Raw genomic sequence first — 12,633 nt, forward strand, 5'->3', positions numbered from 1 at the left:
TAATCGTGACCCTCATCTACGGCCACCGCGGCGCCAAGGGCGAAGCACCGGAAAACACCCTGACCAGCTTTCAGGAATGTCTCAAGCACGGCGTACGCCGTTGTGAACTGGACCTGCACCTGTCCATGGACGGCGAGCTGATGGTCATCCACGACCCGACGCTCAAGCGCACCACTGACCGGCGCGGCAAGGTGGTCGAGCACACTGCAGCGGAACTGGTGACCTACGACGCGCGCAAGGGTGGCCCGGGCTGGATCAAACCGTGCCCGATCCCGACCCTCGAAGAGCTGTTCGAGCAATGCGATTTCGAGCATTGGCAACTGGAGGTCAAGAGCGCTTCACGCACCCGCGCCGCGACGACAGTGCTGGCGATTCGCGAAATGGCCCAACGGCATGGCCTGCTGGACAGGATCACCATCACCTCGAGTTCGCGGGAAGTGTTGAAGGCGGCCCTGGACCTGGTGCCGGACGTGTCCCGCGGCCTGGTGGCCGAATACGCCTGGCTCGACCCGCTAAAGGTCGCCCAAGGCTACGGCTGCGAGATCCTCGCGCTGAACTGGACCCTGTGTACGCCGGAACGCCTGCAGAAGGCGCAGCGCCAGGGGCTGCATGTGTCGGTGTGGACAGTCAACGAACCCGCGCTGATGCGCAGGCTCGCTGATTTCGGCGTTGACAGCCTGATTACAGACTTTCCCGGTTTGGCCACTGCCACGCTCGAGAATTGCTGAAATCGGTCTCCCCGGCCGGCTCAGGCCACCGGCCGGAGCCGCTCAAAAAAGCCGGTTGAGGCCGTCGTACGCGGCGACCCGATAGGCTTCGGCCATGGTCGGGTAGTTGAACGTGGTATTGACGAAATACTTCAAGGTGTTCAGCTCGCCCGGCTGGTTCATGATCGCCTGGCCGATGTGCACGATCTCCGATGCCTGGTAGCCGAAGCAGTGAACGCCCAGCACTTCCAGGGTTTCACGGTGGAACAGGATCTTCAGCATGCCTTGCGGCTCGCCGGCGATCTGCGCCCGGGCCATGCTCTTGAAGAACGCCTTGCCCACTTCGTACGGCACCTTGGCCTGGGTCAGCTCCTGCTCGTTCTTGCCGATCGAGCTGATCTCCGGAATGGTGTAGATCCCGGTCGGTACGTCGTTGACGAAGCGCCAGCTACCGTTGTCGACGATGCTGCCAGCGGCCGAACGACCCTGGTCATGGGCGGCACTGGCCAGGCTCGGCCAGCCGATCACATCACCGGCGCCGTAGATGTTCTGGATCCCGGTGCGGTACGCCTCGTCGACTTCGATCTGGCCACGGCTGTTGACCTTCACGCCGATGTTTTCCAGGCCCAGCTGGTCGGTGTTGCCGGTGCGGCCGTTGCACCAGAGCAAGGCGTCGGCCTTGATCTTCTTGCCGGACTTGAGGTGCAGGATCACGCCGTTGTCCACGCCTTCGACGCGGTCGTACTCTTCGTTGTGGCGAACAGTGATGTTGTTGTTGCTGAAGTGGTAGCTCAACGCCTGGGAAATTTCCGAGTCGAGGAAGCTCAGCAACTGGCCGCGGTTGTCCACCAGCTCGACCAACACACCCAGGCCACTGAAGATCGAGGCGTATTCGCAACCGATCACGCCGGCGCCGTAAACGATGAGTTTACGCGGGGTGTGGCCGAGGCTGAGGATGGTGTCGCTATCGTAGATACGCGGGTGATGGAAATCGATGTCGGCCGGGCGATAAGGGCGCGAACCGGTGGCGATGATGATGTGCTTGGCCACCAGTTTTTCCACCACGCCATTGGCGCAGACCACTTCGATGGTTTGCTCGTCGGCGAAACTGCCGGTACCGAAGAACACATCGACGCGGTTACGGGCGTAGTAGCCGGTGCGCGAGGCGACTTGCTTGGAGATCACTTTCTCGGCGCTTTTCAACACGTCCGGGAACGAGAACCAGCGCGGCTCACCAATGGCCCGGAACATCGGGTTGGTGTTGAACTGCATGATCTGCCGGACCGAGTGACGCAGTGCCTTGGACGGGATGGTGCCCAAGTGAGTGCAGTTGCCGCCAACCTGGCGACGGCTGTCGACCATCGCCACCTTGCGCCCTGCCTTGGCGGCGTTCATTGCCGCGCCTTCCCCCGCCGGGCCGGAACCCAACACCACCACGTCGTAGTTGTAGACAGCCATGCGTACTCCTCAGAACAGGCCGTGGCGCCAGCGGCACCTGCGGCTAAATCACGCCAATCTGTGGCATGAAGGAACAATTTGGGGCCCATGCAGAACCCGGACACAGTCTATAGAAGCGTCAACGCCGCGCACATTAACCCTTGGTCGCGTCGTAGGCTAGTTTTGCCTGCACTACAACGCCAGGTTTCAATGCCTGAATCGCCGTTATCATTCGGTTTTTTCGCCACTCAGGCGTGCAAAAGCCTGACTGCTGCGTGTGACGAAACCTGTATCGGTGCGCATCACAAAAAATGCGCCGATGCCGTGTTTTTCCGCGTAGTCCCAGCCCCGCTCGGGGCCAAGAATCAGCAACAGCGTCGATAAGCCATCGGCCATCAGCGCTGAAGGATGAATCACCGTGACTGACGCCAGGTTGTGTGAGACCGGTGTACCGGTCCGGGCATCGAGGGTGTGGGAAAAACGCTGGCCACCCTGTACGAAATAATGTCGGTAGTCGCCGGACGTGGACAGGCCATAGCCGTCGACGGCGATGATGCGCTCGGTCACCTGCTGATCGTCCCGAGGTTCCTCCAGGGCGATGCGCCAAGGAGTGCCGTCCGGTTTGCGGCCCGCCGCCTTGAGTTCGCCGGTGGCTTCGGCGAGGTAGTCGTGGATGCCCATGGTCTCGAGCTTCGCGGCAATGGTGTCCACCGCATAACCGGCCGCGATGCTGTTGAAGTCGACTTCGACGGCGGCGTCCTTGCACAGCCGGTCACCGTCGATGCGCAGATGCTCGTGACCGACACGTCGGCGCGCATCGGCCAGCGCTTGGGCAGTGGGGATTTTTTCTTCACGGGCCTGTGGGCCGAAACCCCAGAGATTCAGAAGCGGCTCCACGGTCAAATCGAAAGAGCCCTCGCTTTGTACTGACAACTGCTCGCCGACGCGGACCAATTCGAGGATCGGCGCGGGCATGACCAGACAGTGATTGGCGGGCAAAGCGTTGAAGCGCTCGATGTCCGAGTCGATGCGGTAGGTCGACATTTGCCGGTCGACTTCAGCCAGGATCTTTTCCACCTGAGCCTGGACCTCTGCCGGGGCAGGAAGGCCGGCGTGTCGCACGTACTTGATCGACCAGGTGCTGCCCATGGTCGGCCCGCCGAAGCTTTCCATGGATTCGCCATTGCCGCAGGCGGACAAGGTGCCAATCAACACCAGAAAAACGGCCTGCCACCTGTTCAACAAATCCCCCACTCCCCAAAGCACTTCCTGACCCAACGCCAAGCTGAGCCATTATGCGATAGAACTGTAGGAGCGAGCTTGCTCGCGAAGGCGTAGTGTCATTCACCAATGATGTTGCCTGACACGCCGCCTTCGCGAGCAAGCCCGCTCCCACAGGGTAATGCTGTTCACTTTAGGTTGGAGGGCTTCAGGTGGATATTTGGATTAGGTGTATATCCCCCAATCCAGTTCTTAACAACACCATGCTTAAGTGAACAGCATTAGCTCCCACAGGGGGGATTTGTGGTGTGAATGAATTGGCGTGGTCAACGTTCCGCCATCTTCAAGGATTGGCTCCACCCTCCCCCCAGCGCCTTGTACAACGTCACTTGATTGATCTCCCGCGCCAACTCCAGCTGCGCCCATTTCTGCTGCGCATCGAACAACGACCGCTGCGCATCCATGGTGGAAAAATAGCTGTCCAGCCCCGATTCGAAACGCAGGCGCGACTGCCGGTAGGCTTCCTGATAATCCCCCACCAGTTTTTTCTGGTACTCGACCTGAGTGAGCATTTCCTGGCGCGCATTCAGGGCATCGGCCGCCTCCCGAAAAGCGTTCTGCACCGTGGCTTCATAGGCCGCCGCCTGGCCGGCGAACCGAGCGTGACTGGCATCGACCTGCGCCCGTCGCGCGCCGCCGTCGAGCAAGGGCAGCGAGCCGGCCAGCGCCACCGACCAGAACTCCGCCGGGCCAGTAAGCAACTGGGAAAACTCTCCGGTCAGGCTGCCCAATGCCGAGGTCAGGGAAAAGGTCGGGAAGTACGCCGTGCGCGCCGCGCCGATATCCGCGTTGGCGGCACGCAGTTGCGCCTCGGCGGACATGATGTCGGGCCGCCGCTCGACCAGCGCCGAAGGCAAACCCGCCGGCACGTCCAGCGTCGCCAACTGCTCCCCCAACGCGCCGGTCGGCAGCAACCCCACCGGCACCGGTTGCCCCACCAACACCCGCAGCGCATTGCTGTCCTGCGCCACTTGCATGCGATAGGTATTGACCTGCACCGCCGCGGTGTTGGTCTGCGCATCCGCCTGATGCACATCGATCCGCGCACTGGAACCGAGGTTATAGCTCTTGCGCAACAACTGCCCGTAACGATCCTGGGATTGCCAGGTGTTCTGCGCCAGGTCGAGCAGATGCTGGTTGGCCTTGAGGCTCAGCCAGGTGCTGGCGACTTCGCCGATCAGCGCCAGCCGCGCCGTCTGGTAATCCGCCTCGGACGCTTCGAAGCGCGCCCCGGCGGCATTGCGCTGACTGCGGATACGCCCGAACAGGTCCAACTCGTAGGAGGTAAAGCCCGCCGTTGCCTGATAGGTGTTGGCGATACTGCCAGCGGTATCGCCGCCTCCGGGTGTGCGCACCAGCGGCGGCAACTTGCTGCGACCGGCGTAAGTGTCGATGCCGATCGTAGGAAAAAGCCCCGAACGCGCACTGTCATACCCGGCCCGCGCCTCTTCGACACTGGCCGCGAACTGTCGCAGACTGCGGTTGTTGGCCAGGGCCATGTCGATCAACTGGCGCAGTCGCTCGTCGACCACAAAACCGCGCCAGTCCTTATCGAACGCCTGCTTGCCTTTGCAACATTCACCAGCGGTATTGGCCGGCCATTGCTGGTCGATGGGCGCGTCGGGTTTCTCGTAGGTCGGTTCCAGCGAACAACCGCCGAGCAAAAACAAAGTCATGAAACATGTAGTGGGCAAGCAACTGTTCATGGCGCGCACCTAAAAACGTTGGCCGAGCAAAGCTCGCAAGGGGGAAAGAAGCAACGACCACAGACCCGACCGACCGACACTGATGTTCGGCAGCGCCTGTTTACGCGAACGCACAGTGATCGGCCGCCAGCGGGGTGCAGGGACGTAGGTCGGCGCCTTGACCGGCTTGGCGGCACGGGTTGCCAGGCGTTTTTCACCGATCAACGAGCGCTGCAGCAACGTGCCGAAGGCCTGCGCCGGCTGCGCCTTGCTGACCACGTTGATCGTGGCGTCACTGAACAGCCGGGCAATCAGTTGCCGCCGCAGCCCTTCGTCAAGGTCGGCAAACCTCAAGCCCAATTGGTCCTCGCCGTGATTGCGCATGACTTCGACGTCAATCCAACCCAACTTGTCGACCCACAGCTGCCCGCACAGCCCCGGCTTGATCGAGGAAGCGAAGGCGCAGTTGAGCGACGCACCGCTGAGGGAAATATCCATCAGGCGCCCCGGCAGCACCTTGCCGCCAAAACGAAAACCGGTGGGTTTGTCGAATGGAAACCGCTCTTCGCCATGCAACCGCGGCCGGTCGACACAAGCCACCAGGGTCGCCAGGTTGTACACCAGCGCGACCACCGTCCAGCACAGGTTGAACAGCATGTTGCCGTCGAACGAGGCGGCGGTGCTGATGGCGATGTAGGCGCCAAATTGCGAGAGCAAGGTCAAGGCCAGAAAGAAGCCGAACAGCTTCCAGTGGACCATGGTTTTCGTCCGGTCGAGGCCCTTGGCGGTGACCTTGAACGGCCTGCCGAACGGACGAATCATGGCGCTGGCGATGGTGGCCGTGACCGCCAGCGAGGCAACGATCTGCGTGACCTCGGTAAAGATCGGCAAGGTTCGCCGGTCCGACACCCAGGTCCCGTAACCCCAGAACGCAATCAGCGCCGGCATGCCGAACGCCAGGAAATCCACCGGATTGGCGTAGAACCCGGCGATGCCGAAGTACCAGTACAGCACCGGCGACACCAGCATCATCAGAATGAACGGCTTGGAAAACCAGTGCATCAGCCCATGGATATAGTGCAAACGGTCATTGAGCGTGTAGCCGCTGCCGCGCAACGGCCCTTCCTTGAGCAGCGCCACCTGGATCGTGCCCAGGCACCAGCGTCCACGCTGATTGATATACTCGGTCAAACCTTCGGCAGACAAGCCAATGGACAGGCGCTCGTTCAACCAGCGGGTGACGTAGCCTTTTTGCAGCAAGCGGTAAGTCGTGTAGATGTCTTCGCAGACCGACCCTGTAGGAAAACCGCCGACTTCGGTGATCAAATCGCGTCGCACCACGAAGGACGTGCCGACACAAAACGCCGCATCCCAACCATCCTTCGCCGGCTGGAACACATCGAAGAACACCCGCTGTTCATCGACCCAGCAGGCCGACGTGCCGAGATTGTGCTGGATCGGGTCGGGGTTGTAGTAGAACTGCGGCGTCTGCACCAGGCCGACCCTGGGATCGTCGAACAGCCCCAGGGTTCGCAGCAGGATCGGTTGCTGCGGTGCAAAGTCGGCGTCGAGCACCAGGATGTACGGCGCGTTGCTGAGGGCCGCCGACTGGCGCAGACCGTTGTTGAGGTTGCCCGCCTTGGCGTGGGAATTGTCGGGGCGCCGCGCGTACTGCACGCCCATTTCGGCGCAGTAGTCGCGCAACCAGTCGCGCCGGGTGTCGTCGAGCACCCAGATGGTGAAGTTCGGGTAGTCGATGGCCTGGGCGGCAATAATGGTTTTTTCGAGGATTTCCAGGCCCTCGTTGTAGGTGGCGATGAAGATGTCCACCGCCGGCACCGCGTTGCCTTGCTGGCGCAGGCGGCGTTCGCCGGCATCGGCCGCTTTGTGGTGATCCGTGCGACAGAGCATCACGACGATGGAAAACAGCGTGTAACCGATCGCCAGCATCTCGAAGAACAGGAAGCTGTAGGCCCAGACCGTGGCAAATCCGGAATGACCGTCGGGCAAGGTGTCGCGAATCCGCCAGGCTGCATAGTTGATCAGCAAAAATGCAGTGATGGCACCGAATCCGACCCGCGCGGCCCATTGATCACGATGGGTCAGGCAAGTGAACAGAATCACCGCCGCCAGGGTCCAGAAATTGATTTGCAGCAGTTGCAGCGAGTCCAGTGCCTGCATGTCAGTCAGCCTCTTGCGAACCGGTAAAGGGATTGACGCCGGTGGCAGCAATCGCCGCCCACGCTGTGGCGCCCAAGTGAGGCAGGTGGTAATAGAAGAAATCGTTGCTGACCGAGTCCGGGCCTATGGCCAGCCCGGTACTGATGCGCGCTTGCGGTGTGGCGAACAGCCAACCGTTGCCCGCCTGCTGGGCCAGCAGCACGCTCCACAGCGGCTGGGCTTTCTCACTCAGGCCGCTCAAGCGCGCCACCGCAGCGGCCTGGGCGGTGCCTTCGGTCCACAGGCCATCGGGGTCGCGGTTGAACCCGTAACCTTCGCCGGCACGGTGAGCGTGGTCGATGAAGGCGAAGACTCGTCGCCAGTCCTTGGGCGGCTCATGCAGGGCGATCAAGGGCCAGATCTGCGCATCCAGCCCCGAGCGCACGCGGTCCGAGGTCTGGCCATCCGCGCCAGTGCCGATCAGGAAGCGGCCTTCCCCGGCATCCCATTGGCTCGAGACAAACTGCCGGGCGATCCGTGCCTGTTTCGCCGCATCCTGATTCGGCGCCACCGCGTCGAGTGCCGACCACGCCGCGGCGAGGTCGACGTTGTGCTCGGTGGACTTCCAGTTCTGCTGGACCTGCTTGTCAAAGTACCCGTAGTAGCCGCCACTGAATCCGGCCGGCGATTGCCCGTCGTAGGTGTTTTGCTGCGACCAGTGCAGGGCTTTGCGCGCGGCCGCAAGGTATGACGCCTCGCCGCTCTGTCGATAGGCCTCCAACAAGGCCAGTGCCGCCCAGGCCTGGTTACCGGTGGCGCTGCTGACCTGATAGGCGTCCTGGTTCCAGGCGTTGCGCTCGACACTCCAATAGCCCGGCAACTTCATCGACGGCGCCGCCACCGGGCCGGCGGCATAGGCGTTGCGCAAGCGTCCGTCCTGGTACTCCGGATCGTGCAGTGTGGCGAACGCCAATGCATCGGCAATCCGCCGCGCCGATTCGGCCTTGCCGCAGGCAAACAGGGCAATGCTGGCCAGTGCGTTGTCGTAAGTAAACGCCACCCCGCGCAACGCCAGGATCGGCGCAGGCTGGCCATCCAGCGGCGGATAACTGGCCACCAGTACCGGGCCCGCCGGCTGTGATGCCACGGCCTGATCCAGGGCGGCGCAGGTCATTGCCGCCAGTTGCGGTCGGGCTTGCGCAGCCCATCCGCTTGCCGCACCGGTCATCAACATCAGCCCCACCATCGCTCGCAATAAAATGCTCATGGCCGCGACACCTCGGCACTGGCCCACAATCCCGGGTTGCAGGTCATGGCACGCTGGCTGTCCGTGAGATCGGCGGCAAAGGTGCCGACCACGTACACCGAATTCTGCTCGGCATAGGGAAACGGCACGCTGTAGGTATTGGCGCGGATGTCCGAAGCGCTGGACAACAACTGCACCACACTGGCCTTGAGCGGCTGGTCGAGGCCGCGGATTTTCACGGTGAGCACGCTGTCGCGGTCGATCTTGCTGGCCATGCGCTCGGGAAACACCGCGATCACGTAGCTCTGCGCGCAATCGGTGGCCCGCAGCAGAGTCGAGCCGGCCTGCACCAGGGTGCCTTGGGGGGCGAGCAGTTCCTGGACGGTACCCGGCGAATACGCCACGACGTCGTAGCCGGCCATCAACTTGATCCGGTTCTGCTCGGTATCGATCAGCTGGTTGAGGTTGGCGAGTTCCTGTTGATAGGTCGCCCGGTTGCGCGCCTGATTCTCCAGGCTGAGCTTGAGCGTAGTCATCTGCGCGCTGAGATCGAACATGCGCAGCTGATCGGGATCGAGGTAGACCCGCTTGTTGGCGGCGCTGACGTCACCATCGGTGATGCGCAACTGCGAACGCACAGACTCGGCCGCGCCCTGCAACGAAGCCAGCTGCGCTTTCGACGAAGCCACCACCGCCCCACTGACCGCCCCCTGGACGAACAACTCGAGATTGCGCTCGACCGTTTCCTGGGCATCGATCAACCGCGCACTGGCGGCACTGTTCTCGGCTTTCAGGGCTTTTTGCGTGTAGAGCTGGCGGGTATGGAACGCGGCCTGGTATTGCTGGCTGGTCTTCTCCAGTTCCTCGTAATAGCGCTGATCGTGCTCGGCCTGGCTGACCGAAGACGACAGCTGCTGCTCCAACGTCAGGCGCCGGGTTTGCAGGGTCAACAAGGTTTCCTGGTTCGCCCGCGGGTTTTCCACCACGGCAACCTTCTGACCCTGGCTGAACGTCACACCGGGCTTGACCGCCAAAGAACTCACCACCCCATCGATTGGCGTGGTCAGCAAAATCACCGGCGCATTCAGAATCGCACGGGTGGCAGACGCCGACACCAGCGGCATGAGCAAGGTCGACAGCAACAGCCAGACAACAAACCCCAGCACACCCAACCCCACCAGGCGCGGTAACAGCGACAACAACTTCGATCGTTCTTCCGCCATGTTCGACTCTCCCGATAGACCAACCGCATATCAGCCAGGCACTAGCAGGCCTGGCTGCGAAAACACTTTTGGCAGGGTGAGCAAAACGTAATTGATTTGTGCACGGCAATTAAGCCGACGCTGGTTTATGTGATTTTTATTGTGATGTGAGCGGAAATGGGATTCCCGTCTTTTTGGAGAGTTGCTGTAAAGCATGACTTTGGTATTGCCCGAGGCAGAGCGGGCGGTGTCATGGGCGACACTAGATTCAGTGCTTTGGGGTGTCAAGTAAATGAATGGAACAATTAAATGACGTCAAATATGTAGCGGGTTGATGATTGGATCCACGTCATGTGTTAGAGCCGAATTGCGCGGCAACCTGTTATTTTTATTGATGGTTTTTATTTTTAATTGCGGATTGAACTTTGTATCGGATTTTAGATAATTATTAAATGATGACTGGAAAGATTAAAATGATATAAGTCAGTCACAATCGATACAGGAGACAGCCTGCATTCATGCTTTGGCGCCTTTCAGGGGCGCGCGTGGTCCGTGGTGCATTGTTTCAAGCGATCCGCATCAGTACCGCTGCCTTCGCTGTGATCAATATCGCCATTTGCATCAAGATAGATGTGCGTAGTGGACCATTTCGGGGATATATTGACGCAGTGCCGGAGATCCTTATCATTCCACCAAGAGATCTCCATGAAAAACTTCTCATCTGGAAACAAGAACCCATAATCCCGTGTACTGCTGCCTGGGGGAAGGCGCACTTTGTAAATCCGGTGCTGTACATTCCAGATGAACCGCAGTTCATCCACGCCGTTCTTGGAGTAATGGACCGTTGAAGCAGGCAGCACAATAATTCGCCAGAGGACAATTATCAAAAACACCAGCAGGGGAATTAATAGCGGTAGCAGCAGAATCCATAGCCACCGAATGTAACATAATCTGGATTTATTTGCTGAGGTGCACACGGACTCCACCCCCCAATTTTATCGAGCAATTCCCAACACTTCATTCATGATGATCAACGCTATTGTCCGAAGCCAATTTTGGCGCCTATCAGGGGCGCGCGGTATCCGTGATACATTGTTTCAAGCGATCCAAATCAGTGCCGCTGGTTTCGCTGAGATCAATATCGCCATTGGCATCAAGATAGATATCCGTATTGGGCCACTTCGGAGTTATGTTTACGCAATGGGCGCGAACACTTTTACTCCACCAGGAGATTTCCATAAAAAATTTATCATCCGGAAATAGATGGCCGTTATCGACTGTGCCTCCGCCGGGCTGCATTCCTCCTTTGTATACCCGATCCTGGACATTCCAAATATATCTGAGCTCCTCCTTTCCACTCTCGGGATAGTGGATAGTTACCGTAGGTAATGCAATATCCCAATGACTGATGGCCAGATACACAACTGGAATCCACAACCACTTTTTGAGAGATCTACCTCTTTTATGTACAGGAGTGAACACGTACTCCATCCCCCCAGTTTTCAGGTGCAACTGCCAGCACTTCGCTCATAATGATCTGAGCTGTTACCCCGCCGCTAGCGTATCGACTGGCGAGTTTCACACCGATGCTTATTGCCACCCTATCAGCTATATCGTCAAATGCCCGCAGCCCATCAAATAGATTCGCAGTTAAATGCGGACCTGGGTACTTCTTACTGTCTTCAATCCACCGTTTTGTGTCCGAGCCAATTTGTTCAACTCCAGCACCATCCAACAATACGCTTTCTGAAAGCCCACCCGCTATGCCGACGTATCCATAATGGATGTTCGACCAAATATCGTAGTAATACTCGTATAGGCCCTGCTTGTGCCGGACGTTATCGTCGTACATCGCCCTCAGCTTCGGCTTGTGGTCCCACTCCATATTTTGACCCACTTGCTTAGTCCAGATCGCCATCGCCTGAAGCTTTAGCGTCCATTCGATGCCGTTGAAATTCGGTGGTCCGGCCAGCCTGGCGTACCAGGGTAACGACCGAAACTTCCTGGCTTCTGCACCGCTGTCGTAGCTCAACAGCTCTTTCATTTTCAACACGGCCGGATGCTTGATGTTCCGATTCATCTCGCCAGCGATGTAACTGGCCAACGCTTCCATTTGGTCTGGATGGTTACAGACTTTGCTTCCACCAAGGTCGCCGGGTTGGATAACGACTTGATCTGCCAGCTTCGGACTAACCACCTGGGGCCTGGTAGTGAAGCTGTTAGCCACCGGGGTCGCCGGTGAGCTTGCGACCCTGGTGGCCGGCTGCGCAGCGCCTTCATTGCTTTGATAGGTGGCCGTGAGCACTGTGGGGATCAGTCGGGCTTTACAGGGGCAATTGCTGTGACTGTCCAGCGTACCCGCCATGGCCTTGCCATGACTGATCATGTGCGAAACGCCACCGACAATCCGATAGGTCTTCCCGTCTTCTCCACAGGTGACTCGATCACCGTCGCGGGCGTGGGCAATGCCATACATCATGATCCGGGTGTCACCATCGAGAACCTTGCCACCACAGGTGGTTCGGTCATTCAAACCGATGAAATGTCCTTCTTTCATTGGATTCCCACTCCCTTACTTTCGGCCGAGTCCGGAAAGTTTGCGAAGATGGGTTGTGATCCCCCCTCAATTAAGCAAGGTTTGTCCAGACTTCGCAGAGACGCTGGAGAATATGAGGGCTGCAAGCGTGCATTCATTTCAAACTCCTTATCCTTGGAAGGTGTTCAGAAATGATGCAGCGGACGCTGACAGCATTGCGACTGCGACGGCGAATTCAAAAAGACGAATCAGACGTTTCGTCAAACTAAACAGTCTTTTTCCTACAGGAGTGCTTCCAGGACGGAGTTACTCGGTAAGAAAAGTCTAAAAGGCGCACAAATAAAAACGCCCCGACCAAGGTCGGGGCGTTTTCATGTGC

At 59.2% G+C, this 12,633-nt stretch carries 10 protein-coding genes; 2 read left to right on the forward strand and 8 right to left on the reverse strand.

Annotation, left to right across the window (positions count from 1 at the left end; genetic code table 11):
- Nucleotides 1-5: 5 nt before the first annotated feature.
- Nucleotides 6-728, forward strand: coding sequence for a glycerophosphodiester phosphodiesterase (locus ACM6I6_RS03225; protein WP_274077067.1), 723 nt, complete (start codon nucleotides 6-8; stop codon nucleotides 726-728).
- Nucleotides 729-770: 42 nt separating this feature from the next.
- Here the strand turns inward: ACM6I6_RS03225 and sthA are convergent, their stop codons facing one another.
- From sthA to ACM6I6_RS03255, 6 genes are all read right to left on the reverse strand, one after another.
- Entirely contained in the window at nucleotides 771-2,165 is a 1,395-nt protein-coding gene (gene sthA / locus ACM6I6_RS03230; protein WP_077047123.1) for a Si-specific NAD(P)(+) transhydrogenase, read from the reverse strand.
- A gap of 207 nt (nucleotides 2,166-2,372) precedes the next feature.
- Nucleotides 2,373-3,389: an FAD:protein FMN transferase gene (locus ACM6I6_RS03235; RefSeq protein WP_414919388.1), complete on the reverse strand. Its 1,017-nt coding sequence runs from the start codon at nucleotides 3,387-3,389 to the stop codon at nucleotides 2,373-2,375.
- 302 nt (nucleotides 3,390-3,691) lie between these two features.
- Nucleotides 3,692-5,101 (reverse strand): efflux transporter outer membrane subunit, encoded by a 1,410-nt coding sequence (locus ACM6I6_RS03240; protein ID WP_414919389.1) that lies wholly within the window; start codon nucleotides 5,099-5,101, stop codon nucleotides 3,692-3,694.
- A 39-nt stretch (nucleotides 5,102-5,140) separates the two neighbouring features.
- The gene (locus ACM6I6_RS03245; RefSeq protein WP_414919390.1) at nucleotides 5,141-7,291 is read right to left on the reverse strand and encodes a glycosyltransferase family 2 protein; all 2,151 of its coding nucleotides are present in this window, start codon (nucleotides 7,289-7,291) and stop codon (nucleotides 5,141-5,143) included.
- Nucleotide 7,292: 1 nt separating this feature from the next.
- Nucleotides 7,293-8,537 (reverse strand): hypothetical protein, encoded by a 1,245-nt coding sequence (locus ACM6I6_RS03250; protein WP_274077070.1) that lies wholly within the window; start codon nucleotides 8,535-8,537, stop codon nucleotides 7,293-7,295.
- Nucleotides 8,534-9,739, reverse strand: coding sequence for an HlyD family efflux transporter periplasmic adaptor subunit (locus ACM6I6_RS03255; protein WP_414919391.1), 1,206 nt, complete (start codon nucleotides 9,737-9,739; stop codon nucleotides 8,534-8,536). The genes ACM6I6_RS03250 and ACM6I6_RS03255 overlap by 4 nt, the downstream gene beginning before the upstream one ends.
- Nucleotides 9,740-10,236: 497 nt before the next feature.
- On the opposite strand from ACM6I6_RS03255, the gene ACM6I6_RS03260 reads away from it, so the two are divergent.
- Entirely contained in the window at nucleotides 10,237-10,566 is a 330-nt protein-coding gene (locus tag ACM6I6_RS03260) for a hypothetical protein (RefSeq protein WP_414919392.1), read from the forward strand.
- Nucleotides 10,567-10,783: 217 nt separating this feature from the next.
- Here the strand turns inward: ACM6I6_RS03260 and ACM6I6_RS03265 are convergent, their stop codons facing one another.
- Together ACM6I6_RS03265 and ACM6I6_RS03270 are read right to left on the reverse strand one after the other, a co-directional pair.
- Entirely contained in the window at nucleotides 10,784-11,140 is a 357-nt protein-coding gene (locus ACM6I6_RS03265; protein WP_274077073.1) for a hypothetical protein, read from the reverse strand.
- Nucleotides 11,141-11,180: 40 nt separating this feature from the next.
- The gene (locus tag ACM6I6_RS03270; RefSeq protein ID WP_414919393.1) at nucleotides 11,181-12,275 is read right to left on the reverse strand and encodes a polymorphic toxin type 44 domain-containing protein; all 1,095 of its coding nucleotides are present in this window, start codon (nucleotides 12,273-12,275) and stop codon (nucleotides 11,181-11,183) included.
- Nucleotides 12,276-12,633 lie beyond the last annotated feature (358 nt).

This window comes from Pseudomonas sp. IT-P218 (assembly GCF_949767605.1).
GTDB classification, from domain to species: Bacteria; Pseudomonadota; Gammaproteobacteria; order Pseudomonadales; family Pseudomonadaceae; genus Aquipseudomonas; species Aquipseudomonas putida_AE.